The organism is Catenibacterium mitsuokai, from assembly GCF_025148785.1.
Lineage (GTDB): Bacteria > Bacillota_I > Bacilli_A > Erysipelotrichales > Coprobacillaceae > Catenibacterium > Catenibacterium mitsuoka.
Genome location: NZ_CP102271.1, coordinates 210,203 through 230,456, shown reverse-complemented (window position 1 = coordinate 230,456; position 20,254 = coordinate 210,203). Strand labels below are relative to the sequence as shown.

Sequence of the window (20,254 nt, the reverse complement as noted above, 5' to 3'; positions counted from 1 at the left end):
TTCATTATTCATGATTAGCTTTTGGAGAATTTATTGCTGCAGTGATCGAATGATCATCTTCATCATAGATTGCCTTAATATTATAACCTTCTTTACTATTTGCGCTATAGAATCCATCAACGTAACTCAAATCAACGTTATAGCCACGTTTTTCACATTCTTCAACATAAGCATTAAACTGATCTCGTGACAATCCATATGCTTTAAATGTAAAGTTTATTTGATCATCTCTGATGATTTCTACTACCTTTGCATTTGTTTTAGGAATTTTATCTCCTAATTCTGTTTTGGACCATTGATTAGCTATCTGTGTCTCTTTATCAAGAGAATATTTTTTTGCACTAAAATCATAGTATTCAGTATAGACCTTATTATTATCAATATACTTAATAGTCGCAATATCAGGTTCCATCAGCTTATAGTGATTGATATTCTTTACATAATAATAGTTATCGTAACAACAATGCACATTCGAAATAGATTCTTTTTTACTCACAACCTGATTACTATCCGCATACATAGAAATAGAACTATTCTTGTATTCATCAGTTAATCCACATGACTCTTTGACTTCTGAATATAATTTTGATTTTTCTTCTTCAGTTATATTCTTTTTTTCTTTGAATGTAAGTTCAAAGCCGGTGATTGTATAATTTGTATTATTCGTATAGTCAAGAAGTACACAACGTTCTCCATCCACAATACCTTCATCCACATTCCAAGCAATATCTTTTATATTGATTTTTTCCTTTGGACTACTACTCGTAGTCTTACTACTACCACATCCAGTTAAACTAACTAATAAACTCATAATCACAATAAATATTTTCTTATTCATAATTAAGCCTCCTCATTATTATTCGTACGATTGAATTTATTCTTAATACCTATTCATATGCATTCTCCTTCCTTTTTCTGGTCAAAATATAACATGGTGATTTTTATATCTGGTTTTGTGGATGCAAACAAAAAAGCCTGAACTATAATAGTTCAGACTTGGATACTTACACTATAAACTTCGTACCTCTTCTGGAATAATCACTCTATTTTTATTATCTAAGATTTCTTTATTCTCTGTTTCTATAAGTTTGATCATCTTTTGACACCATTCAACTTGTTGTGCTTCTATGCCAACCTGAAAGAAATGATTATAGAGCTGCTGTCTGATAAACGCATAGGAGTCAGTATTGATATGCTTAAAACAGAGGCGTGTGCCTTTATACAACAAAGTCATAGCCTGATTATAACAATACAATTCGAAGTAAATATTGGCGCAAGGAATAATCACATCCTCAATTCTCTGTAAATCAGTTGGGATTATAACATTGGATAACTCTAGTGCATCTTTGATAAATACTTCTGCCATATCTTTGTCATCTTGTACTAACGCATAATACCAGGCACATACTAAATAATACTGCAATCGAACATCCGCATATTCCTTTGTATTCTCTATGATTATTTTCTTTGCGTTAGTAATCAGCTTATCGATTTTTCTTACCGTACCTCGATTACTTCGCATCAAGATTGTGGCTTTAGCCAAAATATTTTTTACATGCAAATGATTGATATCATAAGAAATATTTTGTTTAGAATAGAATAATGTTTTTTCAATAGCGTCAAGCATCTTATTAAGTATTCGTTCTTCATCTTGATTGTCTGTATCATAAAAACCATCAAGAAGAATATCATAATACTCAGAAAGCATATTATAATAAATTGCATAAGCTTCTTTCCTATGGAAACAGCTTGATGCTTTTTTAGCGCGTACTAGTATATCCTGCATACCTTCTATATCTTCGTTATTGGCAGAAATTGAGAAAATCAATTCATAAATCGGCATAATCACAACAGCATCTAGTCTCATTTTATGCATAGAGTCTTCATCTTGCTCAATAGACTTAATATAATCTAAAAGAATTCTGCTTGTTTCAAAGTCATCTCTATAACGAGGCATATTGAGTAAGACTACAACCTGCAGGTTTGTGAATAGATCTGTATCACAAATCACTTTCTCTCTTTGACATTGTTTAATAATGCCTTCAGCTAAATAGAGTAATTTTGTTAGTTTTTCAATGTCTGCAGGAGATTCATCTTTAATTCGTGCATATCTTTCTTGGTTTATCTTCCCAATAAGACCTTTTTGCCACTTATACAGTTTATTGATTATCCATTTACCTTTTAATGACTCTGATCTAAGTTTCTTAGGGTAATTATTCTTTGTGGATTCTAAATGAATTTCTATATAAAAATATGTTAAGAACTGTCTAGCAGCATGAATAGAATCATTTGTCCATTCCCAGCGATGTACAGCTTCTTGAATCACATTATTCATTGAAACCATATCCCTAGAAATAGTAATCCAGCCATCTTTAATTAACTCATTTAAATCATCTTTAGACTCAAGTTGCATTATTCTCTGGAATGTATTTATCTCTATTCCTTCATCACCAGTCAAAGAAAGTACCTTCATTAAGACCTTCTTTTGTGAAGAAAGCATATTTGTGACAAATAAAGCATCTATAATATGTCCAATCGTATCACTTATTTGTTTACTATCTCTTTCGTAATCCACCTTCTCAGGCGCAATTGTAGAAAAACCATTCTCAATTGTAAGAGCTGCAGCACTAGAAATAGTTATATGACTATTCGCAATCTGTTTCGCAATTAATTCTAGAATAAGCGTATGATTCTCAATACTATTGAGTATAAATTTAAAGTCATCTAGTTCATATGTTTCAATAGAACGTCCAAGATGGGCTTCAAATATATGTATTAAAGCATTCCACTCTGTTATCGCAGAAAGTTCCATTTTTAGACAATTTGAATAAGAAGGTAACTTACGCGTTAAGAGAATAATTCTTAATCCTGTAGAAAGAAGTGCAATTAAATCATCATCCATCTCACCTGTAAAATTATCAATGACTAAAACAGCGGAAGTACCTCTTACAAGTTCACGTATCTTTTGAACTTTTTTATCAAAGTATCTGATGGGCGTTTTATTTTCTTCATCTTGTCTTAATGTGTTTATTTCAATATTCATGTCATTGGATATAGTTTCTTCAATACTGTCCTTATAATAGACATACAGAACTGTATCAAACTTCTCACGATAACGTGTAAGATATTCTTTAATAAAGGTACTCTTACCAATACCACCCATACCTGATATAAATAAACAATTATAGTGTGGATTTAATAGAAGACTATCTAATTCTTTAAACTCCTGTTCACGTCCATAAAAGATTTGCGGCTTTATAATATGAGTAGAATAAATACGTGGTATTAAAGGATCAGCATACTTCTCAATTATTGATAATTGATCTAATACTTCCTCCATATTTTGATATCTATCAGCATAATAAACAGCTAATGTATTATGAAAGAAATGACATAAAGAACTCAATAATCGATCATCACATTGATGATAGTCATATTGTATTTTTGAGAAATCATATACAGCATCTATTTCACAATCAGGTACAGTAGGTATATGACCAAACAAAAGATAAAACAATAATGCACCTACACTATAAACATCTGTATGTGGTCCCAATCGTTTGATTTTTGAAGTCTGTAACTCAATAGGTGCAAAACCTTTAGTATAAGATAGTCTGATATCACTTGGTTGATTTACTTTTTTCCATTCAAAAAGCGAATTAAAGTCAAATAGCTGAACCTGCTTTTGGTATCCATCAACAATCAAAACATTATCAGGCTTGATATCTAAATATAGATATCCAATCTTGTGAATATTACCTAAAACATAAACAACCTGTTTAATGAGTGTAATACATTCTTTTAAATTCACTGGTTTATAAGCAGCTAATGTATTCTTAGAAGAATAGACAGATAAGATATAAGATGTACCATTTTGATTAAATACATCTAATTGATTCGTCATGGATGAATAGTTATCACCTGAATAGAATAACTTATTTGTATGTGAAAAATCACAACGGAATTGTTTCTGTTCTTTTTGAAAAGAATCCATATCATGTACTGATGGAACTAGTTCATTATTATTACGAGAAATATGAAGTTTGTAAGGGTAGAACTCCTTTATTCTATACAGTGTCTGATCACCTGTATCAGTGATACGAACTGCTTCATATACAATGCAGGATCCTCCACGCCCAATTTCATTTTTTATAATACAATGAATCATTTCACCACTATCATTAGATAAACAAAGCGGAGTATTTGGTTTCAATGCAATTCTGTGATCCATAAGTTCACCACCTTTTATTATGAATAGATTATAATTCAAGGTTTATTCGATTAGGTTTTATTATTACACCATTAATTCTCAGCAGCTTCCGCAAATACTTCTCCCATATAATATCTAAACGCAAATAAAGGATTATCATAGTCTTTTAATGCCCACATAAAGAGCCAATCATAAGGATTACCAATATATAATTCTGGATAACCTGCACCGAGTAGACGTGCATTGATCATATCTAGACATCTTTCAAAATCATTGTCTTCTACAATATAGGAATCTTGTTTTTTTCTAATAATTCGTTTTGCCCAATAAGTATAGAAAACAAGAAAAATAAGCATCTTTCTAATTATTTCATCCTTGCCAACTAGTTCTTCACGAAGTAACTTATCAATGTTTTGTCTGTTCGGAAAACAGTATTCAGCTTTTAATGGCATGAGTCTATTATCAGATAATACAGAAGCCAATGAACGATCATATTTAATCGAAAACTCACTTTCTTGATAATTTCTGAGCCCCATTATTTGAGAAAAGATAGTCCAAGTAGATGCATGAGGCTTCGCAATTACATAATCATCTTCTTGTTTCTTCTTATTATCAAATCTATTATGACTATCAATCACAGCACCTTCCTGCACTGCAAGTCCATCTTCTTTAGAAATATCATTCCAAAGATTTCTAATATATTTTAAAGCAGTGACATTATTATAACGAAATTCATCAATATTCTCTGTTATATAGTGTATTAACTCTTCTTTATCCTCAATGTTGTTGAGGTTTTCAATAATAGTACCTGTGTAAAGAACATCACAATCTGGAAGTTTTTTCATCTTTTCAGGTATAGGAATACTATGAATCATCTCTTGTGCTTCATCATACGAAAGACCTTTTCTCATACAGAAATAATAAACTGCTTCATTTATAGTATGACAATCAAACCCACGTTCAAACTGAACACATCTAAAAAAGTCTTTTGTTTCATCAGCATCTAAACCTAACGCAAAACAGATCTGAAAAGCAGTTTTACGAGAAATCTTCCTATTGGGTACAAACAAATCACGAGGTAGTTTTATATGCACTGCTTTGAACTTATCACGTAAAAACTCTACCTTTGCAGGTGTATCAGATAAATCACCTGTATATCCATGTTCTTTAATAAATGATGTAAATGCTTCATCAAATCCACGAAATAGTGTAGCGACTTCAAGTAATCTTTCTTCATAGTTATCATCATCTAATAGTAGTTCTTCAGCTTTTTTATCAAGTAATTCTGTATATTGAGTCATATTTTCTTTTTCCCTTCATAAGTAATCTTAAAACAATTGTATAACGTATATATGTACATTACAACAAAGTGCAAAAAACCTTGATTTACATCAAGGTTCATAGGCTAGAAGGATTCACAAGCATAAAGTAAAACGTTTATTTATTATCTTATCTGCATTCAAATCATTTATATTTACAATTTTAACCATTTTTCAATATCAATTATTTTTACACCTTCATACTGATATTCATCATGATGTGTGTTAGCCAATAAGATTTTAGGATATGCATCTTGTATTTCTAATAGTGAAGTAACTTCTCTTTCGAAAGTTTTCTGATTCGAAATATCATCACTTACTTGAAAATAAATCTTCTCATTTTGTTTTATAGCCACAAAATCCACTTCTTTTTTATAAAGTTTACCAACATAAACTTCATACCCTCTTCTAAGCAATTCAATCGCAACGATATTTTCATATACTCTGCCATAGTCCATGTTTTTTGTTCCTATAATAGCATATCTGAAAGAATGGTCGGACAAATAATACTTATCATTTGTTGCCAAATATTTTTTCCCTTTTATATCATACCTTCTAACTTTATAAAACAAGTATGAATCTTTCAAATATTGCATATATAATTTTATAGTCTTATCTGTTATTTTAATATTAGCATTTGCTAATGATTTAGATATATTATTAGCTGATGTCAAAGAACTAATGTTATCCATCATAAAGTACGCTAAATCATGAATAACTTCTTTGTTTCTCATCGAATATTTATTAGTTATGTCCCTTATAATAAGCGTCTCAAAAACATCTCGTATGTATTTATACTTATCATCTTGTTCACGATAAAGCAAAGTTCCAGGCATTCCACCTTCTCTAACGTATCTATCAAGTGAATACTGCCCAGCATAATATTTTAGACATTCTTTATAAGAAAAAGGAAATATTTCTATTTCATACGTTCTACCGGTAAATAAAGTAGCCAAATCACTACTTAATAGAAATGCATTCGAACCAGTAATATAAATATCATATTTCATACTACTATGTAGACTATTTATGACTTTCTCAAAGCCACTGCACATTTGAACTTCATCTATACATACATAATTATTCTTGTTAGATTTATATTGACCTTCTATATAATTATTTAATGCATGGTATTCTAAATACGGCTCTGCACTTAAAGAATTGAAATCAACAAAAATAATATTCGCGTCTTTATCAGTTTGGTTTATATATTCCATAAATTGTAGTAACAGACATGATTTTCCAGATCTTCTAATACCCGTAATCACTTTAATATCAGGAGTTCCAATTACATTAATAATTTTTGTTAAATAGTTTCTTTCTAAAAGTTTCATTTCATTCACCCATATATATTATACCTTCTTATTCCGAAAAAATGAATTATTTTCATTTTTTCGGAATAAGATTTAACCTTGATTTAATATATATATATTCGTAAAGTCTATAACACGTAAAAAAGCCAGACCATGCCTGACTTTATTCATCAAAGAATGCGAATTCCTGATACTTTCTTGCAAGAATAGTAAGGATAATCCCTACTGCATTCATAGAAATGATATGTTCATCCTCAAGAGGAAATTCTGTTGTATTATAGTAAAGTTGATAATCTGAATTTTCTACAAGGAAATTCTTTCCTAGCTCAGTTATAGAAAGAATAGGTATATCCTTCATATTTAATTCATTAACTATTGTTCTGATACCTGGTGTATTACCTGACAATGAAATAATAATTACGAAATCATCACTAGTTAGGGAGTGTGAGATGACTTCGAAATTAGTTTCACCAGATACAATATAATTTGAACGCCCTGACATAAATAACTCACTGGAGAACTGTTTTGTATAGTTATTCTGAGTAAACCCTGTCGCATACAAAATGACTTGTCGTGCTTTATGGATTTCGGAGATCAATGTCGCAAAGTTTACCTGCGATGCATATTCAAATGTTTTATCAATCTCTTTTCTAAATTTTTCAACCAAATCTGTAGGAACAACAGCTTTCTTTACTATATCCTTCTTTAAAGAATACTTTAATTCTGAATAACCTGTATAGCCTAGCTTTTGTGCGAGGCGTAATACAGAACTCTTTGACGAAAGCAGAACTTTCGCTAGTTCATTAATAGGCATCTCTACAACATCAGATTTATGGTTTCTGATGTATTGAATCATGTCTTTTTCATTATCACTTAGTGTTGAATAAATAAGTCCTGCTTGTGTGTCAAAGTCCATATCCATTACTCCTTTGTTAGATAAACTACTGCTTGATATGGATTTAGAATAATATTTTTATCATCTGTTTTCAATACATTCTCATAATTTCCAATAAGAATTTCAGCATCCTTATAGTCATCTGGTAATGTATATCTTACCTTCTCTTTTGCGAAAGAACATACTACAAGTAATTTCTTACCTTCATATTCTCTTTCATATGAGAAGATATCTGAATCTTCTTCATCTAATAGTTTATAAGAACCATGGACAATAACAGGGTTTTCTTTTCTTAAACGAATTAACTTCTGATAATAGTAGAAGACAGAGTTTGGATTTTTTAATTCATCTTCTGCATTGATGAACTTGTTATCAGGTGAATAATCAATCCAAGGTTTTACATCAGAGAAACCAGAACCTTCTTCACCATTCCAAGGGAATGGTGTTCTTGCATTGTCTCTTGAACTTAAATATGCATATTTCTTGATTGTTTCTTCTGATTCACCATTATCCTTCATTTTCTGACACATAAAGACTGTTTCAATATCTTTATATTGATCAAGTGATTCAAAAGGTACATCTTTCATACCTAATTCATCACCCTGGAAGACATAAGGTGTACCCTTCATCATATGTAATAGAGTAGCTAACATCTTAGCTGATTCTACACGATAAACACCATCATCACCAAAACGAGTGACATTTCTAGGTTGGTCATGGTTATCCCAATAAAGTGAATTCCATCCATCACCTAAATCATTGATCCAAGTTGATAAGCTCTTCTTTAAATCACTGAGTTTAAATCTTACATCAGAGAACTTACCATATTCACCATAGTCTATATGCATATGGTCAAATTGGAATACCATGTTTAATTCCTGTCTAGAAGGATCAGTATAAAGCTTACCCTGCTGGACATTTGTATTAGCTGTTTCACCAACAGTCATAATACTGTAGTGTGATAAGACTTCTCTATTCATTTCATGTAGGAATTCATGAATACGTGGTCCATTAGAAGCTCCTTTATAATATGATTTTGCATAATCATATTCTCCTGGTAAGGCATCTGGATAGTCCTGTCTCTTACTTAATAAAGAAATAACATCCATTCTATAACCATCAATACCTTTATCTAACCAGAATCTCATTTCATTATAAACAGCTTCTCTCACTTTAGGATTCTCCCAGTTTAAATCAGGTTGTCCAGGCGCAAAACAATGTAGATAATACTGTTTTCTTTCAGGAACATAAGTCCATGCAGCACCGCCAAAAGTAGCACCCCAGTTTGTTGGTTCACTGCCATCTTCCTTAGGATCTTTCCAGATATAGAAATCAGAATATTCATTATCCTTAGAAGACTTAGACTTTAAGAACCATTCATGCTGATCACTTGTATGATTAACAACTAAGTCCATAATAATCTTAATATTCATACTATGTGCTGTTTCTAATAATTCATCAAAATCTTCCATTGTGCCATACATTGGATTGATCTTTCTATAGTTCGCAATATCATAACCATTATCTACTAATGGTGATTCATAGATAGGATTTAACCAGATAACATCAATACCTAATTTAGATAAATAAGGAAGTTTTTCAGTAATACCTTTTAAATCACCAACCCCATCATTGTTGGTATCATTAAAACTTTGTGGATAAACCTGATAAACAACGCTGCTTTTCCACCAATCTTTATTCATCATCTTCATCAACCCCCATATTTTTCATAACATCGTTGACATAAACAATCTGTGACTTGGCATCATCAATCGCATTTCTAATGACATCCTCATTTACTTTTTCACAGCTAGATAATGATAAGCAGACACTTAATACAATAGGTAAATTCATCCCTGTAATCACATATACATTAGGATACTGTAAATATTTGACTGCTTCCTGATTCACACTACCCCCAAGCATATCAGTGAAGATGATGTATTCATCATCTTCATTGATTTCTCCAAGTGCTTCTTTTAACTGTTTTTCAACAGGTACATTATCCATATAAGCACTCACTGACTTGATATCAGTTAAAGTTGACATAAGATACTGAATGGTATCTTTTAAACCATCAGCGAGTAAATGATGGCTGGCTAGAACGATTTTTCTCATAAACTTTTCCCCCGAAAACTTTGATTAGAGAGCTAGAATTCCAAAGAATGAGCAAACTAATGCAAGAATGATAATTAAGAAGATGACCTGAATAACAGTAAGTTTCTTAGATGCAAGTAATTTATAAACGATAAATGTAAGTGCAACTGGTAATAAAGCAGGCATGATCTTATCTAAGACACCTGTCTGAATAGCAAGTTTTACTTTACCTGACTTAAAGACAAGGCCTAATGACATCTTAACAACTGAAGGAATTAATGCCCCAATAACTGTTAGACCCATGATAGATGCTGCTTCTGTGAAGACTGATAACTTATCACCTAATGTAGTAATAAGCTTTAAACCTGAATCATATCCTAAATGGAATAACTTAATTCTAAAGAAGAAGAAAATCACGTTAAGTAACATCCAGATAAGTGCACCTGTAGGGTTACCTTCAAGTCCCATATAAGCTGCAATAGAACCCATGATTGTTGGATAGAGTACCCAGATCAAAGTATCACCGATACCTGCAAGAGGACCCATCATACCTGTCTTAAAGTTCTGTACTGTATCTAATGCTTCAACACCATCTTTTTCTTCCATGGCAACACTTGCACCAAGTAAGATATTAGCCATCCAAGTTGTAGTATTGAAATATTTAAAGTGGTTATTTAATGATGCAACATAGTCATCATCATTATTCTTATGAATCTTTCTTAAAACCTTCTCTAATCCAAATACAACTGCTGGACCCTGATGGTTTTCATAGTTATATGTATTACATGCCATAAACATGTAACGTACTGCGGCTTTTGTAAGATCTTTCTTTGTAACAACTTCTGTTGTCTGTGTTTCCTTATTCATCCCAATCATCTCCTTCTTCGATTACTGCACCTTCTGCTGCGACTGCTGGTGCTTTATTGACCTGTGTTGTAAAGAAATAGTAAGCAATAGCTAAACCAATAATAGATACACCTAACATTGGTACATTTAAGTAAGCTGAGAAGACAAAACCAATCATCAACATTGATAAGTACTTCTTAGCAGGCATAACCTGTAACAATAATGCGATACCTACAACTGGTAACATATTTCCTGCGATAGATAGACCATTTGTGAACCATACTGGAACTGATTTTAAGATAACATTAACGATTGCATCACCAAATACTACACATAAAGCTGTTGGTAAACCTGTAGATAAAGCAAAGATCATAGGACCAATCCAAAGAATTCTGTTCATCTTACTAAACTTCTTTTCATTACATGCTTTCTGTGCTGCATGTGTTACATAAGTGTTTAATAACTTTGCGAATACATCTAACTGAATACCAAGCATACCAACTGGTACACCTACTGCTAAGGCAACTGCTTTTGCCTGAGCCACATCATTTGTAGTTCTACATGCAACATAAATACCAACTACTGTTGCAAGACCCCAGTTAGGCACTGATGAACCACCGATGTTGGCAACACCTAAGTTCATTAACTGGAATGTACCACCAATAATCATGGCAGTCTTCATATCCCCCATAATCAATCCTGCAAAGAATGCAACCATGATTGGGAACCATGTTGTAATAACAATACCCTGCTGGTCTAAAACCATCCACATTGATAATAATACGATTAATACTCCTTGAATAACCTGCATACTTCTTATCCCCCTTGATTATTTAATATATGTTTCTAGTGGTTCTTCTGCTTCGCTTGGTACGAAGTGGAATGTCACTGGAATACCCATAGACTGTAATTTCTTTAAATCATTCACTTCTTCTTCATTGACTGAAACCATCTTCTTCACTGTTGTCTTACCTTCCCCATCGAAGATAATACCAATGTTTACTTTAGGAATCTTAACGCCACCTTCAGCTAACTTAACTAATGTAGATGGTTCTCTTACAATCATGAATACATTATGGCTATCATACTTTCCTGCGTTGAAGTTCTTAATAGCTGTTTCTGTATCAATGATTGACATACCAGTCCCCACTGGCTTACTCATTCTCATAGCTGATTTTTGAACTTCATCCTTACTTACTTCATCATCGACTACCATTAATCTTTTTGCCTGTGTTGCACCTGCCCATTGTGTAACAACAATACCATGAATTAATCTCTGGTCGATTCTTGCTAATACTAAACTCATTTCTGTTTCCTCCTTGAAATTGCTTTCATTTGTTTTGACGAGTCCTAGTTTACCCAACAATGCAAACACTTTCAATATTTCAGGCCCCTTCTGGGACGTGGCACAAACTTTTGGAATAGGTGTCAAAGATAAGGGAAATGTTCCATTATGATGTTTTAGAATAGTAATATTATGTTTATACAATTCATTTTTTTATGATATATACAAGGTTATTTTAATCAACTGACACTTCATACTTTATTCACTTTAATTATTAAAATGTGCCATTATATGCAAAAAGAAGATGATCCTTGGACCACCTTCCACTATTGACACTCTTTACTTTTCATAATTGAGATGATTTCTTCATCTACTTTATTCATTCCATTTTTCCCAATACGGGCCATATTTTGAATACATTGTTCAGGGGTTGATGCACAAATTCCATCACTTTCTCTTAATACTGCATTATTGACTGCAGTTGTTGCACACATAAGTGCAGCCGTAGAACCTGTAGACACCTTTAATGCACATCCTACTTTTCCACCATCACAAATCATACCAGTTACAGTTCCTGTCATATTACGTATACAATAACCTATCTGATCGTCTGTTGCATCTAAGAGATAAGCGATACCTACAGAAGCAGATGTAGAAGACGCCATGACACATGTACACATAGGTGATAATTTTCCAATATGTGCATTAATATATCTATTTACTAGATGTGTAAGCGCAAGTGCTTTGAGTTTCTTTTCTAATGATACATGGAGTTCTTCTGCCACTTCATTCACTGGTATAGAAACAACGAGTCCTTTTGTACCTGCACCTGAACTGCTCATTGCAGGAAGTGGACAGCCATCTAGTCTATTTTCAGCAGCTGCAGTAACTTTCCTTATTATTCTAGTTAACAAGTCTTCAGAGAATAATGAATGATTGAATGATTCACTCAAATGTGTTGTTCCTTTATATTGTGATAATCGGTTATTCATTTCTATACCATCTAACAGGAATTCAAGTTCATCCACTGTCATTGAGTCTACCAAAGAACGTATGTCTGATATTCTCATTTCTTTGAGTTCTTCAATCACAGTGGGTGTATTATTTGTTTCTTGAGTTGTTTTCTCTTCTAATATAATTCCATTCTTTTCTAGATAAACTATATTTGTATGTGCCTCTTTGATCATACATGTCACTGTCTCATTAGATGTATGAAGAGTACATTTTACATGAATAAATGCTGAATCATTAATTGTGATAAAAACATGGGGCACTAATAATTCAGCTTGTGTAATTGTATCTGACTCTATATCTTCAAATAAAGTCAGCTGTTTCTCTGGGTTCTTTAATAATGTCCCGATAGAAGCAGCATACTCTAGACCTACATGCTCACAATGTGGTATACCTGCAGACATCCCATTCTTATATATACCTTTATTAACATCTAACTCTATTTTAGTTATTGGATTATTTAACTGTTTTGATGCATAAGCTGCACATAATGCGACACAGACTGGTTCTGTACATCCTAATGCAGGGACTACATCCTTCTTCAATAAGTCTATTAGTTCTTCTTTTCTCATATGATTCTCCTTGTTTACAGTATACAAGGTTTATCACAAATTAAAAAGACTGCTGTGGGGTAGCAGTCTTTCACAAAATATTTAAGGTTATTCAATTTTATGTGTGTGTGAGTTTTATTTCTTGTTTTAATTATTTTGAATTTTCTTCTTCTAACTTTTGTTTTTCTAATAATTTAACGAATGGATAGTAAAGCGCCATATCTAGAATGATTAGCCCTATAACCATGATACCTGCTTTTACATCCATACATCCTAATGCTGCACCAAGAGGTGCTGGTGTTGTCCATGGTGTCTCAATAACACCCTTTCCAACGATATTTAATGCCATACATGTATAGGCAATAATTGAGTTAACAACTGGCACAAAAATAAATGGAATCATCATAATTGGATTTAATACCATTGGTAAACCAAAGATGATTGGTTCATTGATATTGAAGATAGCTGGACCAATTGAAAGCTTACCTAAAGTACGTAATTCAACTGATTTAGATCTAACTAATAGAATACATAATCCTAAAGTAGCTCCTCCGCCACCTAATGCGATAATATATGACCAGAATGGCTGAGTGAAGAAGTGCACTAATGGTTTATTAGCACTATATGCTGCGATATTAGTAATTAAATACATCTGCATGAATGGTAATCTGATTGGCTGAGTGATACTTGCACCATGTAAGCCAAAGAACCAGAATGTCTGAGCAATAATAGTAATTAAACAGATACCTACCAATGAATCTAGACCAGATACTGCAGGTGCAAGTACTGTCATGATCATGCTTGGTAATAACTGACCACTGATGTTCTGTACAAATAATGATAATGCATAGAATACGATAACACAGATAAAGAGTGGTAAGATAGCATCAAATGATGAACTAATTGCAGGTGGAACGCCTTCAGGCATCTTAATACGAACATTCTTCTTAAATAAGAAGTTCATGATTTCTACACATCCGATAGAAACGATAATAGCTGTAAAGATACCCTTTGCATCCAGGTAAGTTGTTGGTAGATAACTTCCCGCAAGTGCAAGTAGATCAGTGGCTGATTTACCATCAGTAATGAGATTAGCTGGAACAGCAGAAGTAGTTGGTGCAGATACGATTAAGAATACTGCAGTAGAAACAACAGCTGCATTTAAGCTTGGCATTTTGTATTTCTTAGCTAAATGATAAGAAATAGAGAAAGCGATAAATAGTCCCATTAAAGCCATTGTCATATTATATGGTAATAATAATGCAGCTTTATTGGCCTGAGCCCAGTTATACCATCCTGTAAGCATGGTAGTGATGAAACCCCAGTTTGGTAGAGTTTCAGGTTTGAATGGTGGTGTTGATACAATTAAGCAAGCACCTCCCATGATTGATAGTGGAATAGCAACAACCATTCCATCACGAATTGCAGCAAGATGTCTTTGGTTAGCTAACTTGTCTGCAACAGGCACTAGTGTGCGGTTTGCTAGTTCATTGAATTTTTCCATGAAGTTCATGTCGAGTCCTCCCTTCTCGTTGGATACATTATATCTTGGAAAAGCCTAAAAAATCTCGTATTTTCCAATATATAAAACACCTTTCCATATGATAGAAGAACTTTCCAAATCGTGGAAATCACTTGCAAAAGCGGCTCTATATAAGTATAATGCGCACCAAATTACACCGATATATACAATATAATTTTAATTTTTTATAGGTTGACAGAAAGAGTTTGATGCTTATAATGTGAAGTGTGTGAGTTTTATCTTCTTGTGAAATACAGGAGGAATTTATTATGAAATTAATCGTTGAAGAAAACACTCAGAAAATGAGTGAAAGTGCATTGCACATCTTACTTGGTGCTATGATGCAGGATAAGAGAGTGAATATTTCTCTTACATCAGGCAGAAGTCCTATTGAACTTTACAAGATGTTAGCTCCAGAAGTAAGAGATCAGGAAAAGTTCAAGGATATCGAATATTATTTATTCGATGAAGCACCATACATGGATGGTAAGCCTTATGGTCCTAACTGGGAAGAAATGCAGAAATTATTCTTCGAAGAAGCAAATATTCCAGAAGAAAGAATTCATGATATGACTATGGAAAACTGGGAAACATATGATGAAGAAATCAGCCGTGCAGGTGGTATTGATGTCATGGTTATTGGTCTTGGCTATGATGGTCATTTCTGCAGTAACTGTCCTAGATGTACACCAATGGATTCATATTCTTATGCAATGGATCGTGCTACTAAGAATAAAGCAAACCCTGATTACCCAAAGAGAGAAAATCTTCCATTCAGTCTTACAATGGGTCCTAAGAGCTTAATGAAGGTTAAACACTTAGTGATGATTGTAAATGGTAAGGAAAAAGCAGGTATCTTAAAACAGGTTCTTGATTCAACTATTACAGATGAATTACCATCTACTGTTTTAAAGCTTCATCCTAATATGACATTGATCTGTGATAAAGATGCAGCTTCTGAATTAAACATGGACGATTACAAAAGACTATAAGTCTTTATAGAAAGTTCTTCGGAACTTTCTTTTTTTATATTCCGGAAAGGTTTTCCAAGAATTGGAAACGAGATTACTGATCAATTATGAATTGATATACTTGAATAAACAGGAGGTCCTATATATGAGTAAGATGGATATTGTAGAGTTAAGATTAAGAAGAACAGTCGCATTAATAATTGACTGGTATATTACTAATATGCTGGCTTCTATTCCTATCACATTCTTTTTAAGAAAAGATAGTCAGTTTAAACCAGAGATGTTTGAGTTAACTGCTTATGGTTTGAATACAGCTCTTATTGTATGTTTAATCGCAATTACTATTGGAGTTCTTTATTATGTATTCATTCCTCTTTATATCTGGAAAGGACAGACTCCAGGTAAGAAGATATGTAAGATCAAAGTCATTGATTATGATCATAAAGATGTAAGCATGAAAAACATGATGTTAAGAGAATTACTCGGTGCAACTCTTCTTGAAGGAGGTATTACTATTATTCCTTCTTATTTAAGAAAGATTGCCTCTCTTTTACAGTTCACTTCTATTGTAAATCCTTTAACTTATGTTGCTTATGCATTGACACTTGTTTCTATTGGATATGCTTATTTTCAAAAAGATACACGTTGTTTTCATGATTTAGTTTCACATACTGTAATTATCAAGCAATAAGTAACTGTCCTATGGTATAATAAGGCATATTATACCCAGGACGGTGAGTACATGTTTAACTTAATTATTATTTTATTATCTACATTAAATGGTGAACCTAAAGGTTCTAATAATTATAAGATTGCGAAATTTATGATAGAGAATATTCGTGATTTAGAAGACTATACTCTAACTGAGCTTGCGAAAGCGTGTTATGTGTCTAATTCTAGTATTTCTAGATTCTGCAGGGATATAGGTTTAAGGGATTTTAATCAGTTGAAAAATCAAGTTGCGAAGTTTTCAGTAGAAAAAATCAAATTTTCTAATAAGTTTAACTATGAAGGACGTAATGAAGATTCTATTTTCACTTCTTATGTAAGAAGTGTAATTGAGAATCTAGAGATGTTGGAAAAGAGCTCTATTGAAGATGATATTAAAGATTTAGTCGATGATATTTATGAGTATCAAAAAGTAGCTGCATTTGGTTATATGCATTCTGAAAATGTTGCATTAAACTTGCAATATGATTTGCAGACAAGTGCTAAACCTGTATTTACTGCCATTAAAGTAGCTGATCAGGCTGAATATATTACAAATGCGGATGAAAAGACTTTAATTATCTTGTTCTCTGATTCTGGTACTTATTTTGATCGTATTTTCCCACGTGCAAAACCTTTTAAACACCAAAGCAAGAAACCTAAGATCTGTTTAATTACATCTAATAAAGAATTAGATTATTCTTTTATAGATCAATATATACGCTATGATAGCAGAGGTGATTATGCAACTCACCCTTATTCACTCACAGCGATTGCAGATACAATATGTATAGAATATGCAAAAATGCTGAAAGAACTTGAATAATATGAAAGCACTAAAAAGGTAAGGATGACCAGATCCTTACCTTTTCGTTTTGATGCAATTGTTCTCAAATTCACAAATAAAGCATAACACTTGTATATCTGATATTCAAGTATTCTATTTTGCTTTAATAGCCCATCTCATCTTAGTAGACTTGGCACGTGAATTACGATGACATTCTTCCCTAGAAGGTCTAATCACATTTCTACATACATCTTCATAAATACCAAGATTCTTTAGTTCTTTAAAAGACTTCTTCACAATTCTATCTTCTCCAGAATGGAATGTAAGAATTGCAGCCTTTCCTCCTGGTTTTAAAATAAGAGGGAGCTTCTCTACAAAATCATATAATACTTCAAATTCCTGATTCACTTCTATTCTTAATGCCTGGAATACTCTTGCAGCTGTCTTATTCACAATATCTTTTCTATTCTTATCAGTAACAAAACTTAATGTTTTATCAATGATCTTATAGAGCTGCTGAGTTGTTTCTACTTCCATACCTGAACGTATGAATGAATAGATATTCTTAGCTAATATATCAGCATATGGTTCATCTGAGTTTTCTGTAAGAATATGTTCTAGTTCTTCTCTTGATAAGTCTTTTAAGATTTCATAAGCAGGTCTACCTGCTTTAGGATTAAGTCTTAGGTCTAATGGGCCATTTTTCTTATATGAGAATCCTCTTTCTGGATTATCAATCTGCATAGAAGATACTCCTAAATCAGCTAAGACAAAATCAAATGGTCCATACTTCTCACTTACTTGATCAATGTTTCTAAAATTAGTCAAAATAGGAGTAAAGATGTCTTCTCCATAACCTTTATTTCTTAGTCTCTCTGTTGTTTTTTCTATTTCAATAGTATCGATGTCTAATCCATAAAGGTGTCCCTGACCTTCTAATTTTTCCATCATTTTAGAAGAATGTCCTCCATATCCTAGAGTACAATCTAAACCAATCTGTCCTGGCTGAATATCTAAGAATTCTAGTATTTCATCTACCATGATAGAAATATGCATACCTGCTGGTGTACTTCCTTTTGAAATAACCTTTTCTATTGTTTCAGGATATAATTCTGGATTAAGTTCTTTATACTTCTCTGAGAAGTTTTTAGGGTGTGTTCCTTTATATCTTTTTCTTCTTTTATGTACCTGTTCAGTCATTTTTATACCTCATTTCATCATCTACTATATTAACGAAAATAGAGATAATAAACAAGTCAGATCAAACTCTGTATATATAAGATTATTTCCATCATATATAATAAAAATAGTGGATTCGCTATTTGTGGGGTGTTGTTGTTTCATGCTTTATTTTATAGTTTTCATGAAAGGAGAAACGTTATGGATACAAAGAAAATAGGTAAGTTCATTTCTGAGAATAGAAAAAGAAAGGGTCTCACTCAAGAACAACTAGGAAATATATTAGGTGTCAGTAATAAGACTATCTCTAGATGGGAAAACGGTAACTATATGCCTGATTTGTCTTTACTGATTCCCTTAAGTGAAACTTTGGACATTTCTTTAAATGAACTGCTCAACGGTAAATATATAACGGAGGATAAAATCATGGAAACAACAGAAAAGAGCTTAAAGAATACAATTAATTATAGTAAGAATATGCTTATACAAGAGAAAAGAAAGATTTCTATTGGCATTATGATTTTTGGCGCATTTCTATGTTTTGCTGCCTTTGCGATATTAGATAAAGAAAGCAGCTGGTGCTGTATTTACTCTATTGTAGGTATTATAGTATTTGTTTATGGGTTATCAAAAGAGTTGAAGAGAAATAGATTATTAATAAGTAGTGGAGTATTTGTTGCAATATTATGTGGATTTATGCTGATGGATTATGTAGGTGTTATAACTTCTCATAGACCTCCTATCTATGTATATATGATTAAGACTTCTAATGTGACAACCTACTACAACCCATTCTATAATGTTTATAGAATAAATAAAAACACACCGAATGAGTATTATATTGTAGATAGCGCAAAGAAATATACAGAAGATACTGTTCCTACAACTGTATTTAACAGACCGTTGAGTGGCATACACAATATTAAGAAGTATAAGAATCCATATATTGGTAATAATTCCAATATAGGAAACTTGTTAAATAGTCTGCCTTTGCATGAATACGGTTATGTTTTTAAAATTGATTCTAAAAATCAAGGACTCACTGTGAACTACAATGCGACAGACTGGTATCATAATGAGGAGCTTTATATCAATAAGAGCCTGATCTATAATTCTGTGTCTATCTTCTCTTTAATTGATAATGTACAATCTATTCAGTATAACTTTAGTGGAAGTACCTACACTACTACTAGAAAGATGATTGAAGAGAATTATCCACATTTTAAACAAGTAAAAGAGAATGAGAAAAACTTTAATCAGTACTTAGAGAACAAGATGAATGATGATGAATTTACAAGAAGGATATTCAATAAGATATTTGTGAAGAAGGTTTTATAAGAGGGGTTGAGCCCTCTTTTTAAATACCGTGTATCATAATGAACTCAACAATACTATTCCTAAAGAAAAGAGTTAGTCTTATGGAAAAATCAAAAGAACAATCACCTACAATTAATGTGCAACCTATCTGCATAAGTGCACTCAACAAAGAGGAATTAAATACTGAAATAGCTAAATGATAACTAGATATTTTAGAAGGAAGAACAAAACCTGCAAAGCAGG

General features: G+C 32.4%; 17 protein-coding genes. 4 read left to right on the top strand and 13 right to left on the bottom strand.

All coding sequences use genetic code 11. From position 1 onward, the window contains the following. Positions 1 to 4: 4 nt before the first annotated feature. From NQ499_RS01140 to NQ499_RS01085, 12 genes are all read right to left on the bottom strand, one after another. Positions 5 to 838, bottom strand: a complete 834-nt coding sequence (locus NQ499_RS01140; protein WP_006505406.1) for a DUF6591 domain-containing protein — start codon at positions 836 to 838, stop codon at positions 5 to 7. Between the two features lie 171 nt (positions 839 to 1,009). Next, on the bottom strand, positions 1,010 to 4,231 hold the full coding sequence (locus tag NQ499_RS01135) for a protein kinase domain-containing protein (protein WP_040389799.1): 3,222 nt from the start codon (positions 4,229 to 4,231) through the stop codon (positions 1,010 to 1,012). Between the two features lie 71 nt (positions 4,232 to 4,302). Further along, positions 4,303 to 5,511 (bottom strand): hypothetical protein, encoded by a 1,209-nt coding sequence (locus NQ499_RS01130; protein ID WP_006505404.1) that lies wholly within the window; start codon positions 5,509 to 5,511, stop codon positions 4,303 to 4,305. 173 nt (positions 5,512 to 5,684) lie between these two features. Next, positions 5,685 to 6,863, bottom strand: coding sequence for an ATP-binding protein (locus NQ499_RS01125; protein WP_040389798.1), 1,179 nt, complete (start codon positions 6,861 to 6,863; stop codon positions 5,685 to 5,687). Between the two features lie 142 nt (positions 6,864 to 7,005). Then, the gene (locus tag NQ499_RS01120) at positions 7,006 to 7,758 is read right to left on the bottom strand and encodes a MurR/RpiR family transcriptional regulator (RefSeq protein WP_040389797.1); all 753 of its coding nucleotides are present in this window, start codon (positions 7,756 to 7,758) and stop codon (positions 7,006 to 7,008) included. Positions 7,759 to 7,763: 5 nt separating this feature from the next. Further along, positions 7,764 to 9,449 (bottom strand): glycoside hydrolase family 13 protein, encoded by a 1,686-nt coding sequence (locus NQ499_RS01115; protein WP_006505401.1) that lies wholly within the window; start codon positions 9,447 to 9,449, stop codon positions 7,764 to 7,766. Then, a complete protein-coding gene (locus NQ499_RS01110) occupies positions 9,433 to 9,855 on the bottom strand; it encodes a PTS sugar transporter subunit IIA (RefSeq protein ID WP_006505400.1) in 423 nt (140 codons plus the stop codon). The genes NQ499_RS01115 and NQ499_RS01110 overlap by 17 nt, the downstream gene beginning before the upstream one ends. Before the next feature lie 24 nt (positions 9,856 to 9,879). After that, positions 9,880 to 10,701: a PTS system mannose/fructose/sorbose family transporter subunit IID gene (locus NQ499_RS01105; protein ID WP_202898380.1), complete on the bottom strand. Its 822-nt coding sequence runs from the start codon at positions 10,699 to 10,701 to the stop codon at positions 9,880 to 9,882. Further along, on the bottom strand, positions 10,694 to 11,491 hold the full coding sequence (locus tag NQ499_RS01100; RefSeq protein ID WP_006505398.1) for a PTS mannose/fructose/sorbose/N-acetylgalactosamine transporter subunit IIC: 798 nt from the start codon (positions 11,489 to 11,491) through the stop codon (positions 10,694 to 10,696). The genes NQ499_RS01105 and NQ499_RS01100 overlap by 8 nt, the downstream gene beginning before the upstream one ends. 18 nt (positions 11,492 to 11,509) lie before the next feature. After that, positions 11,510 to 11,986 carry a PTS system mannose/fructose/N-acetylgalactosamine-transporter subunit IIB gene (locus NQ499_RS01095; RefSeq protein WP_040389796.1) on the bottom strand — a complete coding sequence of 159 codons (477 nt, stop codon included), beginning with the start codon at positions 11,984 to 11,986 and terminating at the stop codon, positions 11,510 to 11,512. Positions 11,987 to 12,291: 305 nt separating this feature from the next. Continuing rightward, positions 12,292 to 13,548, bottom strand: coding sequence for an L-cysteine desulfidase family protein (locus tag NQ499_RS01090; protein ID WP_006505396.1), 1,257 nt, complete (start codon positions 13,546 to 13,548; stop codon positions 12,292 to 12,294). 130 nt (positions 13,549 to 13,678) lie between these two features. Beyond that, positions 13,679 to 15,040, bottom strand: coding sequence for a PTS sugar transporter subunit IIC (locus NQ499_RS01085; protein WP_040389795.1), 1,362 nt, complete (start codon positions 15,038 to 15,040; stop codon positions 13,679 to 13,681). Positions 15,041 to 15,318: 278 nt separating this feature from the next. Between NQ499_RS01085 and NQ499_RS01080 the strand changes: the two genes are divergently transcribed. The 3 genes from NQ499_RS01080 to NQ499_RS01070 all read left to right on the top strand — a co-directional run bounded on the left by NQ499_RS01080 (position 15,319) and on the right by NQ499_RS01070 (position 17,554). After that, a complete protein-coding gene (locus tag NQ499_RS01080) occupies positions 15,319 to 16,041 on the top strand; it encodes a 6-phosphogluconolactonase (protein WP_006505394.1) in 723 nt (240 codons plus the stop codon). A gap of 124 nt (positions 16,042 to 16,165) precedes the next feature. Further along, entirely contained in the window at positions 16,166 to 16,711 is a 546-nt protein-coding gene (locus tag NQ499_RS01075) for an RDD family protein (protein ID WP_006505393.1), read from the top strand. Between the two features lie 51 nt (positions 16,712 to 16,762). After that, positions 16,763 to 17,554 (top strand): MurR/RpiR family transcriptional regulator, encoded by a 792-nt coding sequence (locus NQ499_RS01070; RefSeq protein WP_006505392.1) that lies wholly within the window; start codon positions 16,763 to 16,765, stop codon positions 17,552 to 17,554. 114 nt (positions 17,555 to 17,668) lie between these two features. Here NQ499_RS01070 and rsmH read toward each other — a convergent pair whose 3' ends face one another. Further along, on the bottom strand, positions 17,669 to 18,715 hold the full coding sequence (gene rsmH, locus NQ499_RS01065; RefSeq protein ID WP_006505391.1) for a 16S rRNA (cytosine(1402)-N(4))-methyltransferase RsmH: 1,047 nt from the start codon (positions 18,713 to 18,715) through the stop codon (positions 17,669 to 17,671). A 180-nt stretch (positions 18,716 to 18,895) separates the two neighbouring features. Here rsmH and NQ499_RS01060 point away from each other — a divergent pair, with 180 nt between their 5' ends. Then, on the top strand, positions 18,896 to 20,032 hold the full coding sequence (locus NQ499_RS01060) for a DUF4825 domain-containing protein (RefSeq protein WP_006505390.1): 1,137 nt from the start codon (positions 18,896 to 18,898) through the stop codon (positions 20,030 to 20,032). Positions 20,033 to 20,254 lie beyond the last annotated feature (222 nt).